The 19,858-nt window shown below is 31.8% G+C and carries 15 protein-coding genes; 11 read left to right on the top strand and 4 right to left on the bottom strand.

Features of this window, described 5'->3' with window-relative positions:
* The first annotated feature begins 149 nt into the window (after positions 1-149).
* Positions 150-1,664 carry a RecJ family nuclease gene (gene recJ / locus ACXLDF_RS04400; protein ID WP_457557283.1) on the top strand — a complete coding sequence of 505 codons (1,515 nt, stop codon included), beginning with the start codon at positions 150-152 and terminating at the stop codon, positions 1,662-1,664.
* Positions 1,665-1,693: 29 nt separating this feature from the next.
* Here recJ and ACXLDF_RS04395 read toward each other — a convergent pair whose 3' ends face one another.
* On the bottom strand, positions 1,694-2,800 hold the full coding sequence (locus tag ACXLDF_RS04395; protein WP_457557282.1) for a hypothetical protein: 1,107 nt from the start codon (positions 2,798-2,800) through the stop codon (positions 1,694-1,696).
* A 129-nt stretch (positions 2,801-2,929) separates the two neighbouring features.
* Between ACXLDF_RS04395 and spcS the strand changes: the two genes are divergently transcribed.
* The 4 genes from spcS to ACXLDF_RS04375 all read left to right on the top strand — a co-directional run bounded on the left by spcS (position 2,930) and on the right by ACXLDF_RS04375 (position 6,512).
* Entirely contained in the window at positions 2,930-4,318 is a 1,389-nt protein-coding gene (spcS, locus tag ACXLDF_RS04390; protein WP_457557281.1) for an O-phosphoseryl-tRNA(Sec) selenium transferase, read from the top strand.
* Positions 4,319-4,415: 97 nt separating this feature from the next.
* Positions 4,416-5,123: a putative selenocysteine system protein gene (locus tag ACXLDF_RS04385; RefSeq protein WP_457557280.1), complete on the top strand. Its 708-nt coding sequence runs from the start codon at positions 4,416-4,418 to the stop codon at positions 5,121-5,123.
* Between the two features lie 30 nt (positions 5,124-5,153).
* The gene (locus ACXLDF_RS04380; protein ID WP_457557279.1) at positions 5,154-5,414 is read left to right on the top strand and encodes an RNA repair domain-containing protein; all 261 of its coding nucleotides are present in this window, start codon (positions 5,154-5,156) and stop codon (positions 5,412-5,414) included.
* 60 nt (positions 5,415-5,474) lie between these two features.
* The gene (locus ACXLDF_RS04375) at positions 5,475-6,512 is read left to right on the top strand and encodes an NOG1 family protein (protein ID WP_457557278.1); all 1,038 of its coding nucleotides are present in this window, start codon (positions 5,475-5,477) and stop codon (positions 6,510-6,512) included.
* On the opposite strand, the gene ACXLDF_RS04370 is transcribed toward ACXLDF_RS04375, so the two are convergent.
* Positions 6,513-8,423, bottom strand: coding sequence for a GNAT family N-acetyltransferase (locus ACXLDF_RS04370; protein ID WP_457557277.1), 1,911 nt, complete (start codon positions 8,421-8,423; stop codon positions 6,513-6,515).
* Between the two features lie 396 nt (positions 8,424-8,819).
* Between ACXLDF_RS04370 and ACXLDF_RS04365 the strand changes: the two genes are divergently transcribed.
* Positions 8,820-9,926 carry a pyridoxal-phosphate-dependent aminotransferase family protein gene (locus ACXLDF_RS04365; RefSeq protein WP_457557276.1) on the top strand — a complete coding sequence of 369 codons (1,107 nt, stop codon included), beginning with the start codon at positions 8,820-8,822 and terminating at the stop codon, positions 9,924-9,926.
* A 38-nt stretch (positions 9,927-9,964) separates the two neighbouring features.
* Positions 9,965-10,948, top strand: a complete 984-nt coding sequence (locus tag ACXLDF_RS04360) for a hydroxyacid dehydrogenase (RefSeq protein WP_457557275.1) — start codon at positions 9,965-9,967, stop codon at positions 10,946-10,948.
* A 15-nt stretch (positions 10,949-10,963) separates the two neighbouring features.
* Here ACXLDF_RS04360 and ACXLDF_RS04355 read toward each other — a convergent pair whose 3' ends face one another.
* Positions 10,964-11,662: a hypothetical protein gene (locus ACXLDF_RS04355; protein ID WP_457557274.1), complete on the bottom strand. Its 699-nt coding sequence runs from the start codon at positions 11,660-11,662 to the stop codon at positions 10,964-10,966.
* A 175-nt stretch (positions 11,663-11,837) separates the two neighbouring features.
* Positions 11,838-13,694 carry a PAS domain-containing sensor histidine kinase gene (locus tag ACXLDF_RS04350; RefSeq protein WP_457557273.1) on the bottom strand — a complete coding sequence of 619 codons (1,857 nt, stop codon included), beginning with the start codon at positions 13,692-13,694 and terminating at the stop codon, positions 11,838-11,840.
* 111 nt (positions 13,695-13,805) lie between these two features.
* On the opposite strand from ACXLDF_RS04350, the gene ACXLDF_RS04345 reads away from it, so the two are divergent.
* The 4 genes from ACXLDF_RS04345 to ACXLDF_RS04330 all read left to right on the top strand — a co-directional run bounded on the left by ACXLDF_RS04345 (position 13,806) and on the right by ACXLDF_RS04330 (position 19,692).
* Complete coding sequence (locus ACXLDF_RS04345; RefSeq protein ID WP_457557272.1) at positions 13,806-15,218, top strand: transglutaminase-like domain-containing protein; 1,413 nt, start codon at positions 13,806-13,808, stop codon at positions 15,216-15,218.
* Between the two features lie 120 nt (positions 15,219-15,338).
* Positions 15,339-17,483: an acetate--CoA ligase alpha subunit gene (gene acs / locus ACXLDF_RS04340; protein ID WP_457557271.1), complete on the top strand. Its 2,145-nt coding sequence runs from the start codon at positions 15,339-15,341 to the stop codon at positions 17,481-17,483.
* 54 nt (positions 17,484-17,537) lie between these two features.
* The gene (locus ACXLDF_RS04335) at positions 17,538-18,611 is read left to right on the top strand and encodes a DRTGG domain-containing protein (protein ID WP_457557270.1); all 1,074 of its coding nucleotides are present in this window, start codon (positions 17,538-17,540) and stop codon (positions 18,609-18,611) included.
* On the top strand, positions 18,604-19,692 hold the full coding sequence (locus tag ACXLDF_RS04330; RefSeq protein WP_457557269.1) for a DRTGG domain-containing protein: 1,089 nt from the start codon (positions 18,604-18,606) through the stop codon (positions 19,690-19,692). The genes ACXLDF_RS04335 and ACXLDF_RS04330 overlap by 8 nt, the downstream gene beginning before the upstream one ends.
* The last annotated feature ends 166 nt before the right edge of the window (positions 19,693-19,858 follow it).

Here is a 19,858-nt window from a genome sequence, read left to right as displayed (position 1 = left end):
TTCCATCTTGATAATTTTAATTCCTTCATATTTTTTTTGTTGAATTTTAACTTACAATAAATATTATCGATTAATAGAATTAATTAAAAATATTGCTGAGAATCTTTTCTTATCAATAATTGGTGATATATATTCCTCTAAAAGAATTGTTGACGGCAATTGAAAGACTTAAAGTCTTTTTTCTGGAAAAAATAGGGCAATCTCAAGAAAAGAATTTAATAACTAAAGATTTACAAACGAGTGCGCACGATTCTGGGCCAGATAACGATGCATCTTCAAAGCAGAGTGGATATTCTCCTAAAATTTTTAAAAAAAGCATCCACATATATAGCCATTTAGATGCAGATGGGCTTTGTAGTGCAGCAATAATTGCAAGAATGTTAGAAAAGAAAGGAATTGGATTTCAAATTACCATATTACGTCAATTAGAATTGCAATATATTCAAAATATCGCTGAAGAGCAACAAAAATATAATCGATTTATTATTTTTTCAGATTTTGGTTCAGGACAAATAGAATTTATTGAAAAATTTTTTCAAACTGATGACTACATAATTTTAGATCATCATAAACCAGAATTTGAGTCAAAAATGCCAAAGATCAACCATATCAATCCCTATTATTATGGAATTCGTGGAGATGATGAGATTTCTGGTGCAGGTGTTTGTTATCTGTTTGCAAAAGTGGTAGATTCGAGGAATCAAGATTTAGCCTTTATTGGAATCATTGGGGCAATTGGAGATATGCAGAATAATGCTGAAAAAGGAGAATTTCACGGGATTAATAAAATTATTTTAGATGATGCTTTAGCAACTAATCAAATTTCGGTGGAATTTAACTTAGCTATTTCTCGAACCAAGACACTAGCATATGCTATTGCATACACACTTCCTATAGTATTACCAAAAATAACAGATAATTTATCCAATGTTGAAATGTTCTTAAAAAAAAACCAAATTAGATCAACTGATGAATTAGGAAATCCTCGAACTTTTCTTGATCTTTCCAACCTCGAACGAAAAACACTGTTAAATGCATTGATTAAATTTGCTTTAGTTGAATGTGGTATGAATCCAAAAAAAAGCAAAGAATTACTTCAGAACATTTATATCTTAAATGATTTTAATGAAAAATACAAAATTTCTGATGCAAGAGAAATGTCAAGTTTATTAAATGCGTGTGGAAGAAGTGGAAACAGTTCATATGGAATTGCTGCTTTATTAGGAGATGGAGATTCTCTTCAAAAAGCTATTGAGTTTAGTAAATCATATAAACATGAAATTTTTTTAGGCGTTAACCGTGCACGTGAAAATATTCGAGAATATGAATTTATTCGAACTGTATATGAACAGTCAATAAACGAAAAAACAATTGGAACGATATGTTCAATATTATTGCATTCAGGTGATTTAATTGATAAGCCACTTATTGCTTTTGCAGATTCTGATAATCATACTATGAAAGTTTCTGCTCGTGCAGATAAAAATCTAGTAGAAAATGGGATTGATCTTGGAATAATAATGCGTAAAGCTTGTCAAAAAATAGGAATTGAAGATCCGGCTGGTGGGCACCCTCCTGCTGCTGGTGCTAAAATACCAACAGAAAAATTGGGTGATTTCATAGCAATAGTAAATGATCTCACAGGTAGTTATTTGAAAAAATAATAATCGATTATTTTTATTTAGTATTTTTTCTATAGGCGTATTAATTCTGCTTCAAATTGGAGAACATCTTCAATTTTTATTGATTTTTCAATCCTTATTTCTTTTTTAAGCCCATAATATGCACATGCTAATCGTGCAGCTGCAATTATTTCGGCTTTTTGTAACGGTTCAGAATCAGGGGATGCTCCGGTAAGTTCATATCTTTGATTTTTAACGCGATCTAACAGTTCAGCTATACGAATGACTATTTTAAAATTTAATTGATTAAGAATTGCCACTCGGGTTATATTGTTGACATCAAAAAAGCCAAGTGATTCAAATTTTGATGATAAGTATCCCTTCAAATTCATTGAATTTTTTTCGCATTCTATCTCAAGCCAATCGTCAATACTTAAATCACGACGAATAAATATCATTTCCCAATCAATACCTATCGCTTTTAAGAAATTTAACAAATCATCATTAATTGATTCAGCTTTAATGATTGTATAGAGTTGAATGGCTGCATATTTCATATTTCTTTGCATAAACAAACCGCGTTGTTGCAAATTATTAATCAGCTTAAACTCAATCGACGAGATTCCAAGTGATGGCTCTCGAATTTTAGCTTCTAATAAAATGATGTTACCTCGTTCATGATCAAATATTCTATCGCAAACACCTATTACACTGTCATTAGCTGCTATAAAATCTAATAGCCCACCCATTGTAGGTTCAACATCCATAGAATATAGATCAGATTCGTCAATTGTTACATAATCTCCTTCACCAGAACCAACAGCTATTCGGACTGATAACAGAGAAATTTCGCGATTGTCACCAAATGTGGTTTGAACAGCAAAGTTTAATGGTTCAATTTCTTTTTCTATGATTTTTATATCAGCTAATAAAGATTCAAATGGATCAGGATTTTTTAAGTACTGGTTAATTACAGGGGCTTCAGAAGCATTGACTGTTAGATCAAATTCGCTTAAATCTTTTTTAATAATTAAATACAATCCTCCTTCGCGTTTATAATAAGTTAAACTGGTGTTTTTGTCAATTGATGCATGGAATTTGGTAGAATCTTTCTTTCCCGTTCTTTTACTAATTGTTTTTTTCCATAGACGCGATTCATTTGAGGATCGTCTGCTCATATATATATAAAATTAAAATTAGTTTAAATTAATATCCAAAAAGAAATCAAAGAAATAACGAAAAAAAATGAATAGAAAATAGAAATAAAATTAAAAAGTGATTATGATGCTTGTGTATTGAAGAAAAATATGTGGGATAAAAAATTTTTGCAGCTTTTTTCTCATCTTGGTGTACCAGATCATATGCTAAACCGCTCTTTTACTGGATTTTCTGCGCATTGGAATAAAATTAAAGAATTACTAAACCATCGCGTTTTACCAGAAAATGGTTGGAATGATGAATTGATCCGCCATTTATTATTACTTTTGAACTACTTAGATTCTGATAAAGATCCATCTGCCATTAGAATTGGGGAAAGAGAAGGACGCGTGTCAACGTCCTTATTAAGAGAATTAAGTGGTGATTTTTGCCATGGGGTAGGTCGTAGTGGTAATCTCACAGCAGCACAACCAAAAGCTGCTGGCGCTTCTTTAATGCAAAATTTGACTAACAGATTAGTTCTTTCTCTTATCCGAGATATAGGTATGTCAAATGTAAAATCTGCTTTAACCGTTCCTATGGGAACAGGTATGAGCATCGGTCTCGCTTTGAAGGGTTGTCTAGACTATTACAACATTGATATTCATCAAAAACCATTTGTTTTAATGACACAAATTGATCATAAATCACCAAAAAAGGGCATTGAATTCATTGGAGCAAAAGTGCTTACTATTTCTGGAAAATTTGGAAGCAATCATTGGGCACAAGAAGGTGTATATGTAGATCAAGATGATATTGAACGACTTTTTTCTTCTCAGCCAGATAAGATCGCAGCTATTGTTAGCAATTGTGCTTTTTTTGCCCCAAGAGTACCCGATAATCTCAAAAGTATTGCAAAATTTGCTCGAAAACATAATTTAATTCATATTGTTAATGATGCATATGGTATTCAATCTCCGCGCCTTGTTTCCTTTATTCGGAGTGCAATAGATGCTGGTAAAGTGGATGCAGTAATCCAAAGTACAGATAAATGTTTTTTAACTCCTGTAGGCGGTGCAGTTATTGTGTCACCAAACGCATCAATTATTCAATCAATTAGCAATTCCTATGCAGGTCGTGCATCTGCTGCTCCAATTCTTCATCTTTTAGTATCTTTACTCAGTATGGGAAAGAATGGATATAAGAAAAAGATGGCATCTCGACAAAAAGCACGTGAATTACTCGAATCTCAAATGCAAGAACTTGCTGGAAAATTTGATGAGCGAATTTTCCAATGTTCTAATCCTGTTTCTTGTGCAATGAGTTTAGAGCATCTTTCGATAGAAGAAATTTCCCAATTAGGTGGATTTCTCTATAATCTGCGAGTAACTGGTCCTCGGGTCATCAATATGTATAAGAATGAATTTGGCTCATGTACTACTAAAGATCAACTTCCCATTTCATATTTAGTTATGAATGCAGCTATAGGTGTGGAAGAAATGCATATAAAAGAAGCAATTAACCGACTCCAAAAAGCTTTCCATCAACTACGCAAATGAAATTGATCAAGATCATAATCAACAATGCTAAATCTAAAATTTTTTATTATTGATTAACAATAATTGAGTATAAGAAAGAGTTATTGGAGAGAATCACATGGGATTATTGCAAGAATTCATGAAAATAAACAAGATTTGGCCTTCAAAATCGTTAAAATTGCCCTATTCATCCCTATCGAAGTTAGAGATGTTTGAATTGGGCTATTTTGCTGCAAGCGAGGTGCCCCATCGTTGTTTTTCAATTAAACTTAATCCAGGAAATGATCATTTGAAAGATGTCGCATTGTTATATAATAGCGCTTCGAAGCAATTTGTCAGCCTCCTGAATCATGAAGAAGGATTTGTTATTACTCTTTTCGAAAGTTCAAAAGATAATTTGGATGCTCATCTTTCTACCATCGAAGAAAAAATCAAACGCTATATTGCACAATTAAAAGAAAAACCTAATGATCTAAGGGATCAAATAATCAAATGTATTCTTGTAGAACGAAAATTAGATGAAGCTATGCATTTATCTCTTTCTAATGAAGTAAGTCGTCGAGTATATTTTGCTATTGGAGAATGTCGTGAACGTGCAGCTCTCATCCCTATTTTTCAAAAATCAAAAGGAGCTGATTTAGTTCAACTTGCTTTGCATAAATGGATGGATACAGCTTTGAATTTACCTCAAGATACTATATTTCCACCAGAGAAAACAAAAGGGTTAGTCAAAAACTTTCTTCAAATTAAAAAATGGTTAATTGAATTAATTTCAAATCAACTTGCTGGAATATCTACACTAAAAGAAGAGAATACTATCGAATAATTAAAAGATTATTTTTCTTTTTGATTTTTTATGAATACTCGTGAAATATTGCTTCGCTTTCTTTGGGATCCAAAATTTAAATCAGAAAGATCCTTTATTCGTGTTCTTTATGAGAGTAGAGGGTATGAAAACGAGCGAGAATTGTTTTTTATTAATGATATTTTGAAAATTGGGAAAAAGTTTGTCTGGATTAAGCGTGTTGGAGAAATTGAAGAAAAATTAATTCCAATCCACCGAATCCGGAAAATATTTAATATTTCTACCAATAAAGTTCATTTTTCTCATGAATAATTCAATCGATTTTTTCAAAAACTCTTTTTGAAATGTTGAATTCTTCTATTTAAGAGTATAATGAAAAGCCCCTTTGAGAAATTTTATCGCGTTTGGAACGCTCAGGAATTATTGGATTATGCGTTTTCAAAAGCATCATCGAAAACGGCGTCCCTCCCTAAAATTCTTCCAAATTTGGAGAAAGTTAAAAGAAAAGAGATTAAACGAATGGATAATGCGGTTACTATTCTGGTTGAAAAACTTTCTCTAATTATCAAATCTGTTCCGAATTTAGATGAGCTTCCTGCTTTTTACCGAAAATTAAGCCATCTTTTAGTGGATAATGACGAATTACGTAACGCTTTAGGAAGAATTAATGGTGTAATTCCTGTTTTAAAACGTTTATTTAAGCAGTATCGACGTAAAGTTGGGCAACAAAATAATCCAAAACAAGCAGGTCTTGCAAGAACGGAGTTTTTCGGAAGATGTTCTTCAGTTATAAGGCAAATGGATTCCACTCTTCACTTTTTGGAAGAATGCAGGGTTAAATTGCAAGATATTCCTCCTGTAGATTTGGAAATACCTAGTGTTGTGGTAGCAGGATATCCAAATGTTGGTAAATCAACTTTAGTTGGAAGGTTATCATCAGCAAAACCACAAGTTTCAGAATATCCATTCACCACAAAACAGATTTATTTGGGTTCTTATCGAGATGAATACGATTCAAAATTCTTTCAAGTTATTGATACTCCAGGTATCTTAGATCGACCTATGAGTCAACGAAATACCATTGAAAAGCAGGCAATTTTAGCTTTAAATACTATAGCTTCTATAATACTATTTGTTTTTGATCCAACTCCCTCATCAGGTTATGAAGTTTCTAAGCAAATAAATTTATATCACGAAATTCGGGAAAATTTTGCGGATGATTTTGAGATCCCCGTAAAAATTATTATTAATAAAATTGATTTGGCTTCAGATAGTGAAATTCAAGATCTCCTCTCTCAATTACAATTATCTGAATCTGAAGTAATATTCATTAATGCAAAAGATGGAAAAAATATCGAGGATCTAGTTAACTACCTTCTTGAATTCATGAAAGAGCAATTACATCCATAATTATTTTTTTATTTGGTCAAATTTGAAAGAAAATTCGAATGTATCGCCATAATTATGAAATTGGACTTTATATGGAAGGGTTTTGATAATATGAATCATTGGTTCATTATTTACAAGAATTTCTCCAATAAAACCTGCTACTCCTTTTTCTTGGGCAATATCAATTAACTTCATAACCATAAAACGTGTTAATCCCTGTCTTCTCCACTTTTCATGAACTGTAAATGCTATTTCAGCTAAATTGGTATTCCTATCTAAATAATAACTTCCTGCTGCAATTATTTGTGCATTTTCTTCATCACCAATTATTCCCACTAAAACAAATGTTGTGTCATAATCTACCACAACTTTAGGTTGTGTTTCTGTATGGGGAAATACTTGTCGAGGTGCAAAGAATCGTAATATTCGATCGCTGTTGCTTAGTTGATAATATAATTCCTGCAATAGACGCTCATCAGTAGGCTTAATTGGTCGAAAGAACACCTTCTTTTTGGATTTTGTAGTATACCAATATTCATACTTTTCAGGATAAATAATTACAACACCATCTTGAGTCGTGGGTAGCATTTGATCTTCATAAACATAGTGCATTTCTTTAGCTTTTTGCAAGAGTTCTTGCCTGAATTTTGGATGGGCGATACCAATCATCTGAAGTACACGATCTCGAATTGATTTTCCATGTAAAAAGGCAACACCATATTCTGTTACCACATAATGAACATCACCACGAGGAATTACCACTCCTGCTCCAGGTTCTAAAGTTGCAACAATTCTTGATTTTTTGCCGTCTCGAGTTGTGCTTGGAAGGCAAATTATTGGTTTACCTCCTTTAGATAATGCTGCTCCTCTAGTAAAATCCGCTTGTCCTCCAATACCGCTGTAAAATTGGGGACCAACACTATCAGAATTTACTTGACCTGTCAATGAAACAGAAAGTGCTGCATTTATAGAAACTTGTTTGGTATTTTGCGAAATATTAAACAGATTATTAATAAATTCTGTAGAATGAAATTCAATGAAAGGATTTTCATGAACAAAATCATATAATTTACGTGATCCCATAACAAAAGATGTCATTACATGTGGAAATTGGTTCTTACTACAGTTAACTACAGGGGATTCGATTAATGACATTGCTGAATCTGAAAGAACTTCGCTATAAATTGCCAGATCTTTTTTATTATCTAGGTATTTTAATACAGCATTGGGGATGGAACCGATTCCGAATTGCAATGTGGATCCATTTTCAATTATTCGAGCAACATATTTTCCGATTTTATCTGAACGTTCATCAATTGGAGGATATTCGAATTCGATTAAAGGGGAATTATAGAAAATAAAATGATGAAACTTTTTTATATGAATAAAAGAATCTCCCATAGTTCTCGGCATTTGTGGATTGATTTGAACAATCACGCATCTTGCTATTTCAATTATTGTACGATTTATATCAACATTTATTCCCAATGAGCAAAAACCGAAGCGATCAGGCAGACTTACTTGTAAAAGAGCAATATCAACATGAATACGACGTTCTTTAAATTGTCGAGGAATATCACTTAAAGAAATGGGTACATAATCTACTTTACCTTGGTTCACTGCTTCACGGATTTTTGGACCTATAAAAAGGGCTTGATGCCTAAATAAACTTGGGTTCTTTTCATCAAAAAATTTATTATCAGATAATGTTAAAAAATGAATAATTTCACAATCAGTGAACCTCCATTTCTTTTTAACGAGTTGTGAGGTTAGAATTTGAGGTTCAGAGCAACCTGATCCAATATATATGCGGGAACCAGGTTTAATGATTTTTGCTAAATCTTCTGGTACGATTTCGCGTTCTTTAAATTTATTATACCATCGTCCTAGCAATTTCTCTTTTTCATTTTCTTCAAGTGATTCATTCATCATGTTACTTCACTTCATCTATTCATATATCATTTACCTTTTATATTAAAATTGAAACTAATTTACACCAAAAGTTAAAAGGTGGATCCGAAAATATTTCAAAATATTAACAATAAACAATACTTAAAAGCGCGTTTTGATGAATTCAAGTATTGAGTTGTTATTCTAATTCCACTTAGAAAAAGAAGAGAAAATTACAAATAACCATCTCAAAGATCAATCAAAATACCAAAAAAAAATGATATTTGTAGGAACAGCAAAAAATCTTCTTTCATATTGAATTCTCATATAAAAATTATTCCCATTCTTTTCCCAAGCGCTTAGTAGAAAAGTGCAATCTTTTAATTTCTGCCGATGTTCTTCAATAATGATCTAAGATATTTTGATCATGTGATTCTTATGCCGAATAAACATTTTAATCCTGATGGACTTGATTATAGACTTTTCACCCCTGGGCCTGTTCAAGTCCCCGATTGGGTGTTAGAAGAGATGGGAAAACCCAATGATACTCACCGTTCTTTAGCTTATCGAGAAATGCATGCTGCAATTCGAGAAAACATGCAAAAAATCCTTCATACTCAAAATGATATATTATTATTTGCCAATTCAGGAACTGGTATTTTAGAAGCTTGTGTTCGAAATTTACTGGCAGATGATGAAACAGGTCTTTTCTTTTCTTGTGGGGCTTTTGGAGATCGTTGGATTCAAATTGCTGAATTAAATGGCAAGAAATATGAAGCAGTTAAAGTTGAATGGGGAAAAGGAATTACTCCTGAAATGGTTAAAGAAAAACTTGCTGAAAAGAAATATCCTGTAGTTTTTATTACATTTAATGAAACTTCAACTGGAGTCTTAAACCCACTTGATAAAATTGGACCAATTGTGCGTGATTCTGGTGCAATTTTATGTGTTGATTGTGTTTCTGGCATGGGAGGTACCTTATTAAAAGTAGATGAATGGGGAATTGATATTGCTTTAGCTTCTGTTCAAAAATGTTTTGGAATTCCTCCTGGCTTAGCACTGTGTTCTATCTCAGAACGTGCTTTGGAGAAAGCAAAAAATGTGAAAAATAGAGGTTTTTACCTTGATTTCTTGAAAATTCATAAGAAAGGACTCCAAAATGAACATCCAATTACACCATGTATTCCACAAATCCGTTCTTTAAAGAAAGTTTCTGAAAAAATAGTTGAAATCACACCTGAGAAATTCGCTGAAGATCATTTTGAAAGGACCGAAATGATTCGTAAATGGGCTAAAGAAAACGGCTTTGAAATATTTAGCGAAGAAGGATATCATAGTCAAACTGTGGTTACTATTAAGAATAATCTTAATATTGATGTTGCGAAATTTGTTGATGAATTATTCCAACGGGGCTATAAAATTGTGAACGGTTATGGCTCAATGAAAGGACAGAATTTTCGAATGGCACCTATGGGTTGGATTACCTTAGATGAGACTAAAAAGATGTTAGAAGCAGCTTCTGAAGCTTTAAAGGTTGCTAAATAAATATGAAATAATTAAAGTGAAAATTAGTGGTGAAAAAAGTGGAAACATACAAGTGTTTAGTCGCAGATAATTGTTCTGCAGAAGGTTTGAAAACTTTTTCAAAATATCCAAATATTGAAGTTGTCATAAATACAAAACATACTACAGAAGAATTAATTCAAATGATCCCAGAATTTCATGCAATGATCGTCCGGAGTGCTACAAAAGTTACTCGCGAAGTAATAGAAGCAGCTAAAAATTTGAAGGTTATATGCAGAGCTGGGGCAGGATATAATAATATTGATGTTGAAGCATGTAACGAAAAGGGTATTGCTGTGCTAATTACTCCAACTGGCAATACAAATGCAGTGGTAGAATTAACTATGGGTCTTATGCTATCTTTTGTGCGCCACATACCTATAGCTAACAATTCAATGAAAGCAGGTCGATGGGACAAAAAGAAATTAAGTGGAACAGAAATCAAAGGCAAAACTTTAGGTGTTTTAGGAATTGGACGAATTGGAGCTGGTGTAGCGACTAGATGCAAAGTATTCGGTATGGATGTTATTGCATTTGATAAATATGTTACCCAAGATCGCTTAAACGAAATGGGTCTGGATTTTGTGACCTTGTATGATGATTTAAACAAATTTTTGGCAAAAGTTGATTTTCTTTCATTACACGTGCCAGTTACTCCTGAAACAAAAGGAATGCTTGGTGCTGCTCAATTCGAAATCATGAAAGATAGTGCGGTGATTATCAATTGTGCCCGAGGTGCTGTAATTAACGAGAGAGATCTCTATGATGCATTGAAGAATAACAAAATCGGGGGTGCTTGTATTGATGTCTATTCTAAAGAGCCTGCAATTAAAGAAGATTTTCCATTCATCGAGTTGGAGAACGTAATTTGTACCCCACATTTAGGTGCTAGCACAAAAGAAGCACAAATAAACGTTGCTTCGCTAGCAGCAGATCAAATTGGGCAATTATTAAATGAAGGAAAATATATCGATTGTGTTAACTTAAAATCTTTGAAAAAATAGATTTACAAAATTTTCTTATTTTTTATTCCTTTTTTTATTCAAAAGTATCAATAATTCTATTCCTTCTGCTAACATTGTGAAATTAATTGCATAAACAACAATTTTTTGGCTAACAACTTGAATTAATCGACCAATTTCTGTAGATGTCATTGGACCAAAGAATAACAAATATACATAACCTAGGATAATTATTGAGCATCCTACAAAATAAAGTGCCATTTGTTTTGGAAATATTCGATCATTAATAAATCCAAAAATATACATAATTGCAAGTGGAAATGAACTCGGAAATGCAATAAATACAAAAATTAAATGAGCTTGCAGATATTTATCCCATGGTGTAAATCCGATTCCAATGTAAGCCAAAGAAGCAATTATTCCAAAGAAACTTCCTATCCAAAAAAAAATTTTAGATCGTTGAGTTGAAGACATTTTTACTGGAATGTATATAAAAAATGGTATTAAGGAAATTCCGACAATTATAACGCTTAAACTAAATATAATAGACGAAAAATAGTTTGGAGTGTTATGATATGAAATCCACATTCCTAAATCGCTAAAAAAATTAAGCAAAAAGTTATAACCCTTTGCTTGAGGGTTTACTCCATTACCCCCTGCATATACTAGCATAGCGAAAGTGGATAGAATTAAAAATATAATCGGACCTCCAATTGTCAAGCGTGCCACCCATTTTCCAATATTTTCTTCATCCATATCTTAATCACTCTTTTTTTCCTATTCATTATTTTTATAATTTATGATTCTTAACAAGAAAGGATTTAAATCGAAAATTTTAAATATTCTTTGTTATCCATAACTGAATTATATCCATGATAAAAGGAATCGTAAAAGTAAACATTTTCTTAAATTTTATATGTGAAATTGTAAATCAATCTAATTCATTCTCATATGCAGGAAGAAAAATGGTAAATTTAGTTCCTTGTAAAGGTTCAGACTTAACTGTTATTCTTCCTTGATGTTTACTAATGATTGATTGACAAATGGATAATCCTAAGCCAGTACCTTTTGCTTTTGTAGTAAAAAACGGATCAAATATCTTTCCAATTATATTTTGATCAATTCCATCTCCTTTATCTTGAACTGAAATTTGAACATATTTTGTATTTTTTAAAGAATATGGATTATCGGGAGGAAGAAAACTGTTTTTTGCCTTAATTTCTATTACTCCTCCAAATTTCATGGCTTGAATTGCATTTAATACTAAATTCTGAATAACTTGACTTATTTGTCCCGGATCTGCATATATTGACCAAAGATCTGTTTGAAAATCAAAGTTTATTGCACATTTACTTCCATGTGAAACAAAATTTGCCGCTTCTTTAATTATTTGATTCAATTGAATTTCTTTTTTAATTGGATTAGTTCCTTTTGAATAAGTTAATAATTGTTGGGTCAGATTCGTTGCTCGATTAATTGCCTTTTCTGCATCACTAATCAAACTGAAAAAATACTCTGAATCTTGTAAACTCGCTTCTGCTTCTAATTTTAATAGAGACAATGAGCCAAGAACCGCTGTAAGCATATTATTAAAATCATGAGCAATTCCTCCAGCAAAAAGACTTAAAGATTCTAATTTTTGATTGTGGATTCTTTCCTGTTCAATTATTTTTATATACCTTAAGTCACGTGCAACAGTTGAAACATATTCAATTTTTCCACTTGAATCTTTATGTGACATGATCAATTGAGATACAGGAATTTCATTTCCTTTTTTATCTAAAAAAGCAGTCTCTCCTTCCCAAACACCATATTTTAAAGCAATCGGGAGTCCTCTTTCTAAAATTAAATCATATGCCCATTTTGGGTGAAATTTAGAAATATTATATGAATTTAACGATTCATTTACTCCAATTCCTAAGAGTTTTCTACCTGCTGGATTCAGATAAATAATCTTTTTTTTTGTATCTGAAATTGAAATAAAATCAGGTGTTTGAGAAATTATCCTTAATAATCTATCCCGTTCTGCTTCAATTTTGCGCTCTTTTGAAACATCACGAACCCAAGCATGCATTATTTCTTCATTTTCATCTAACACCAATCTACTTAAATAAACTATAGCATCAAATTCTTCACCAGAAACCTTTTTATGGCGCCATTCAAATAAATTCGAGCCATAATTAATTGCTTTATTCATCATTTGCAATGCTTTTACTGAGGATAAAGTACCATCCAGTTGATATTTAGGTGATAAGGACCAAGGTGTTTGACCTACAAAATCTTCATTTGACTTACAATTAAATAATTTAAGAGTGGCTTTATTACCTAATAAAAATCCTGATTTAGGTTCAACAATCATGATCGCTTCATTAGAATTGTTAAAAAGGGATATATATGATTTTTCTGAAGATTTTAATTTTTGACGTAATTTTAAATGGGAAGTGATTTCTTTCGCATTAAAAAGGAATAACTCTTTTTGATGATTATTAGAAATTAATTTGAAAATTACTTTAAAAATATGAAAAGCTTTATTTTTTTCATATTCTAATTGAAATTTACTCTCTTTTTCCTCTTTAACCTTATTTTTACATTCGTTAAACTTATCTTCATTAAAATTACTATTTTTAATTATAGGTATGTTCCATAATGTATTTCCAATTAATTTTTCTGTAGGTGATTCAAGCCATTTTGCACCAAACTTATTAATTTCTGTAATTTTTCCTTTATTATTCAATATTATAAGTACATTATTAATATTTGAAAATATTTCATAGAACAAATTATTCATTATTTTAAACTCCTTTTTTGTTCAAATATACCTACCTTGATCTTCAGAATATCATTTTTTTTATTTTGTAAGAGTACAGTTAATATTTATTATGATCAACTAACACATTTAATGTCGATGAATTCCTTAAAAAAATCTTCCCAAAAAAAACAAGAAATTCGAACGACAGAATTGGTAATTGATTCAAATGATGTAATGGTAAAGGAATATGTGGCAGGACGGTGGAAATCAGATGAATTATTTGCGGGGTTTTCTTATTCATTTACAATAAAAATCGATGGAGTTAGGGGATTTCAAAATTTACCTTCTATCGAATACAAAAGTGGAATAAAAAAAGGAAAAATCCCGATCGAAGCCAAATTGAATGGTTTCAAAAATGAAATACATGTAAAATTTTCCCGACCTTATCAAAAAGGGGAAATTTATGCGTATGAACTCCATTTTTTAATTAATCCTGATGGTTTTATCCAACACTTAGGTTCACTAAAAATTATAGATTGGCCAAAACAAGATCTTTCTCGAATAATCTTCCTTCCAAATTCTGGTTCTATCTTTTTTAGTTCTGCACTTGCAAAGATTACTGCTGATGTACGATCTCGTGCAAAAATTATTGAACCTGGAGGCTTTTCTCATTCAATTATTTCACATTCAAGAAAATCTTCTGCAATTCGAATTGAATGGGGAAAAGTTCCACCTATTTTATTGCAATTTAATTATATTATTCGAAATATTGGAAGAAATCCTGCAAAAAATATTAAATTAACTTCATATATTCCACCAAATACTAAATTTCAAAAATCATTCATCAAATTAAATAGAAATATCAATCAAAATAATGATCTTGATGAAAATACTATGGTCCAATTTGAATTGGAAAATTTAGAACCGAAAATTCAGTATACTTTTTCATTTAATGTTCAAATCATAAAAACTGGCAATAGAAGTATAATTTTACCAAATTTTGGAACATGGAATGAATACAAAAACCTGACTTCACCTAATACTATTGGAGAATCAATGATTCAACCTTCAAGATTTTGGCCACTTGAAAATCCAAAAATTGTCGAATTAGTCAAAGTATTAAAGAAACACTCCATAAATGCATCACAATATATCAAGATAGCCTTTGAATTTGTAAATCAAAAGATTTCATATGAGATTAATGGAATTAGAGAAGATGCTGCATCTGTTTTGGCATCTCGAAAAGGTGATTGCTCTGAGATGTCTGATCTCTTTGTTGCTATCCTTCGTGGGGGCGGAATCCCTGCAAAAATTGTGCATGGGTGGATTATCGAGCTTGGTTCTTTCAAATTGGAACCCCATGCTTGGTGTGAGTTTTTTTCACCCCGTGCTGGAGGTTGGCGCGAATGTGATCCAACTTGGGGTTATCTGACAGGGGTTTCTTGTCAGCATATCACGCGCCAAAGAGAAGGAATAATCAAAGAACAGCATGCTTTCTCTTGGATATATCAAGGAGAAACTGACGTAAGTGTAGAAGAACAAATTTCGATCACCAAAGTATAAAAATGCTTTCAAAATTCGTTATCTAAGGTTGCAAAATTTGCAAAAGATGATCAGAATAAAAAAGATTTTAATTCTTGAGAGCTTAAATTACTTGTTATAGTATTTAGGATAAGGATAGAAATGGCCTTACAGACAGTTCAATCAATTGAACCGATGTTCCATCCGAAATCTGTGGCGATAATCGGCGCGAGTAATAAACATGGAAAAATTGGGAATACTCTTTTACTAAATATACAGAAATCTGGATATAAAGGTAAAGTTTTTCCAATAAACCCTAAAGAAACTGAAATTTTAGGATTTACCGCGTTTAAATCTGTATTAGATGTCCCAGATGAAATTGACTTGGGTGTGATCTGCATCCCCAGTAAATTCTGTGTTCCTGTAGTAGATGAATGTGGAAAAAAGGGAGTAAAAACACTTGTAATTATTACCGCTGGTTTTAAAGAAATCGGTGGAGAAGGAGTTACTCGTGAAAATAAAATTAGAGAATTGGGAAAACAATACGGAATGCGTATTTTGGGACCTAATTGTTTAGGTTTAATTACCGAAGGTAATTTCTCATTTTCTTCGCTGACTCCTAAGAAAGGACATATTGGAATGCTTTCTCAATCTGGGGCCATGATGACAGGATTATTGGATTGGGCAGTTGATAATCAAATTGGTTTTTCAAGTTTTATTTCTTTAGGGAATAAATGTGATGCTGACGAAGTCGATTTTATTGAATATTTGGCTCAAGATGAACAAACAAAGGTAATTGCTGCATATATTGAGTCTGTTCAAGATGGAGAAAAATTCTTTAAAGTTGTATCTGAAGCTACCAAGAAAAAACCTGTTATTCTTTTAAAATCTGGACGTAGTGCAGCAGGTGCAAAAGCAGCATCTTCTCATACTGGTGCTTTAGCTGGGAGCGATATTGCATTTGATCTTGCTTTTAAAAAAGCAGGTGTTATTAGAGCAGAAACAATTTCTGATTTATTTAATTATTGTATGACATTTATCATAGCTCCAATTCCACAAGGAGACAAATTTGCAATCATTACGAATGCAGGTGGACCAGGAATTGTTTGTACAGATGCTATGGAATTATCTCAATTAGGAATCGCTCGTTTTTCTGAAGATACAATACAAAAACTTAAAGAAGTGTTACCTGCTGAATCAAATTTCTATAATCCTGTTGATATTATTGGTGATGCACCTCCAGAAAGATATGAAGCTGCATGTGATATTCTTCTTCAATGCCCTAATTCTGAAGTTGCTGGCGCAATTATTCTTCTTACTCCTCAAGCTCAAACCAAACCATTAGAAGTTGCGCAAAAAATAGCTTCTTTACATCAAAAATATCCTACTAAATCTTTAGTTGCCAGTTTTATTGGAGGTGTTAGTGTCAATGAAGCTTCAAAACATTTAACACAAAGTGGGGTTCCTACATATGCTTTTCCTGAAGATGCTGTTAGAGTTCTTAAGGGTCTTGAAAGGTATAAGGATATTAAACAAGCAACTCCAATAACAGAGAAAAAAATCCCTGAGATTGACGTAAATAAGGACAGAGTCCGAGAAATTATTTCCAACGCAAGAGCAGATGGTCGGGTTGTATTATTAAGTTATGAAACTTCTGAAATATTTGATATATATGGAATCAAAAATCCAAAATCACGATTGGCACAGACGGCCCGAGATGCGGCTGAAATCGCGGAGAAAATTGGTTTTCCAGTTGTAATGAAAATTGTTTCTCCTCAAATTATTCATAAATGGGATTGTGGTGGCGTTATTCTAAATATTCAATCAACAAAAGAAGCCAAAGATGCCTTTATTCAAATAATGTCTAATGCAAAATCCAAAGGACCTTCAGGTGCAGATCTACGTGGCGTTGAAGTTCAAGAAATGATCATTAAGAAGGACAAAAAGAAGATCAATGAATTAATTTTTGGAGTAAATCGTGATCCTCAATGGGGTCCTATGATAATGGTAGGTAGTGGCGGAATCTATGCAAATTATGTTAAGGATGTTCAATTTGAGTTAACGTATAAATACGATCACACAGATGCCTTAAATCAATTACAGCAAACAAAGATATCAAAAATTCTTGAAGGTGTTAGGGGTGAACCCCGAAGTGATATTGATGGTGTCTTGGATATTTTAGTACGTTTATCTCAACTTGTTAATGATTTTACGGAAATTATAGAATTGGATATCAATCCTTGTTTAGTTTTTGACGCTGAATCAGGTTATAGTGCTGTTGATATCAAAATAACAATAAAACATTAAGTAACTTTTAATAATAAAATTAGTTTCAACTTTTTTTTCACAGGTGATTCGATAATGGGAAAAAACATCATGTTAACTTCCACCAAATCTGGTGCAGGAAAAAGCGTTGTGGCAATAGGTTTATTTCTTAAGATGAAAGAAATGGGTAAAAGGATGGGTTATTTCAAACCAATAGGGGATGCAATGACACGTCAAGAGAAAAGTAGGACCGATAAGGATGTATCCGTTATCTCTTCTGTTGTGGCTAGAAAATTCTCTAAAGAAGAAATTTGTCCTTATTTTTTAAATCCTGAGTCATATTTAGATGAAATATTGCCTGAAGATTCGATTAAAATTCACCAAAAAATTAGAGATACATTTTCCAGTATTGAAGCAAAATCAGATTACATTATCATAGAAGGTAATCATTCCTATAATCAATATTCTCCAGTTAATTTAGATGATCTTTATTTTGCTAAAGAGTTTAATGCTGACATGGTAATATGTGCTCCAATCAGTGATGATAATGACTTGAATTCAGTAATTTTCTGTTATAAATATATTACATCACGAAATTTGAAAGTGTTAGGTGTTGTTTTAAATGCTAGAACAAAAACAGCAGAAGTAAGAATTCAAAAATATCATAAAAAGATTTTAGCAGAACAAGGCATTAGAGTAATCGGATCGCTTCAAAATGTGAAGGATTTAGAAAAACCAACAATTGCTGAAATAATGGATGCAACTGGAGCAAAATTGTATTCAGGAGATTTTTTAAAAGTAAAAAATCAGTTAGTTGGTTCGTTTATCATAGGAGCAATGGGTGTTGATGCTGCACTGAAAATATTGCGCACAAATATCGACAAGTGTGTTATTACAGGAGGAGATCGGACGGATATCGCATTAGCTGCTTTAGATACAAGTACCAAAGTTATTATTTTTACAGGAAATATGGATCCTGTTCCTCGAGTCGTAAGTGTTGCACAAGAAAAAGAAGTGCCCTTATTGACTACAAATACAGATACATTTACTGTTGCTGAGCAAATTCGACGAATTAAAACCCATATTCAACCTAATGAAATTCAAATATGCCGCGATCAAGTTGAAAATTTAAATATTGATATTCTTTTTTCAGAGAATAATAATGATTAATGGAGTAAAAGAAAAAATGGATTCAAAAACAATATTGTTATCTTCTACAAAAAGAGGTTCAGGAAAATCTGTTGTTGCCATTGGTGCTTTTTTAAAATACAAAGAAAATGGCTTAAATCCTGGTTATTTTAAACCAATTGGAGATTCATCAACAATTAAACCTAGAAATTTAACAGATAAAGATGCATCAATTATTGTTAGTATTCTTGCCCGAAAATTCAGCCAAGAACAGATTTGTCCACAGTTATTAAATCCTCATTACTTTTTAGATGAAATTCTTCCAGATGAAACACTTGAAATATTCGAAAAAATAACAGATGCTTTTGAAAACATTGCCTCTAAAACAGATGTGATAATTATTGAAGGAAATCACGATTATATGCAGTATTCAGCAATACAATTAGATGATGTTCATATTGCAAAAAAATTTGATGCTAAAGTGATTATATGTGCACCTATTGCAAATGATACTGATATTGATGATCTTCTTTCTGCAATAGATTCATTTAAGCAATTTAATTGTCAAGTAGGAGGCGTTATACTCAGTCCTTTAAATCCAACAGCTGAACAAAGAATTCGAAATTTGTATATTCCTCTTCTTAAAAATAGAGATATTACAGTAATTGGAGGATTAAAAAACGCAAAAACCTTGGAAAAACCAACAATTGCTGAGATTCTAGATGCTATTGATGGAAAACTTTTAACAGGAGATTTTATTAGGATTAAGAATAATAAAGTGGATGGTTTTGTAATAGGCGCAATGCACAGTAGTAAAGCTTTAGATTATATTAAACGAGCTCCAAATGTATGCGTTATTACAGGGGGAGATAGAACAGATATTGCTCTTAATGCCTTAGAAACACAAATTTCTTTGTTAATCTTTACTGGAAATATCCGACCCGATTCATCAGTTATATCTAAAGCTAAAGAAAAGCATATTCCCACAATTATCGCTGCTGGAGATACTTTTTCTATAACAGAAAAATTACAGAATATTCATTCTGAAATTCAACCTGATGAAATTGAAATTTGTTTTGAACAAGTTGATCAAAATATCGATTGGAATGAATTCGTCAAGTAATTTCTTTTTTTTAGAATAATTTTGTAAAAAAAACCTAAATCTTAAGTTTACAAGTTAATTAATTTTTTTAATCTTTATATTGCATTTCATTTGAAAATTACTCCGACATAATTTATTTTATTTGTAAAATCAAATTATCTCCTAAAATAGCCCTGTTTTTCAATAG

The sequence above is a fragment of the Candidatus Harpocratesius sp. genome (assembly GCF_054039255.1).
This window is presented reverse-complemented; position numbering and strand designations above follow the sequence as displayed.

What these genes read in the sequence shown, in the direction of transcription:
- ACXLDF_RS04395 (WP_457557282.1), bottom strand. Translation starts at nt 2,800, where the DNA reads ATGAGCAGACGATCCTCAAATGAATCGCGTCTATGGAAAAAAACAATT.
- spcS (WP_457557281.1), top strand. Translation starts at nt 2,930, where the DNA reads ATGTGGGATAAAAAATTTTTGCAGCTTTTTTCTCATCTTGGTGTACCA.
- ACXLDF_RS04385 (WP_457557280.1), top strand. Translation starts at nt 4,416, where the DNA reads ATGGGATTATTGCAAGAATTCATGAAAATAAACAAGATTTGGCCTTCA.
- ACXLDF_RS04380 (WP_457557279.1), top strand. Translation starts at nt 5,154, where the DNA reads ATGAATACTCGTGAAATATTGCTTCGCTTTCTTTGGGATCCAAAATTT.
- ACXLDF_RS04375 (WP_457557278.1), top strand. Translation starts at nt 5,475, where the DNA reads ATGAAAAGCCCCTTTGAGAAATTTTATCGCGTTTGGAACGCTCAGGAA.
- ACXLDF_RS04370 (WP_457557277.1), bottom strand. Translation starts at nt 8,423, where the DNA reads ATGATGAATGAATCACTTGAAGAAAATGAAAAAGAGAAATTGCTAGGA.
- ACXLDF_RS04365 (WP_457557276.1), top strand. Translation starts at nt 8,820, where the DNA reads ATGCCGAATAAACATTTTAATCCTGATGGACTTGATTATAGACTTTTC.
- ACXLDF_RS04355 (WP_457557274.1), bottom strand. Translation starts at nt 11,662, where the DNA reads ATGGATGAAGAAAATATTGGAAAATGGGTGGCACGCTTGACAATTGGA.
- ACXLDF_RS04350 (WP_457557273.1), bottom strand. Translation starts at nt 13,694, where the DNA reads ATGAATAATTTGTTCTATGAAATATTTTCAAATATTAATAATGTACTT.
- ACXLDF_RS04345 (WP_457557272.1), top strand. Translation starts at nt 13,806, where the DNA reads ATGTCGATGAATTCCTTAAAAAAATCTTCCCAAAAAAAACAAGAAATT.
- acs (WP_457557271.1), top strand. Translation starts at nt 15,339, where the DNA reads ATGGCCTTACAGACAGTTCAATCAATTGAACCGATGTTCCATCCGAAA.
- ACXLDF_RS04335 (WP_457557270.1), top strand. Translation starts at nt 17,538, where the DNA reads ATGGGAAAAAACATCATGTTAACTTCCACCAAATCTGGTGCAGGAAAA.
- ACXLDF_RS04330 (WP_457557269.1), top strand. Translation starts at nt 18,604, where the DNA reads ATGATTAATGGAGTAAAAGAAAAAATGGATTCAAAAACAATATTGTTA.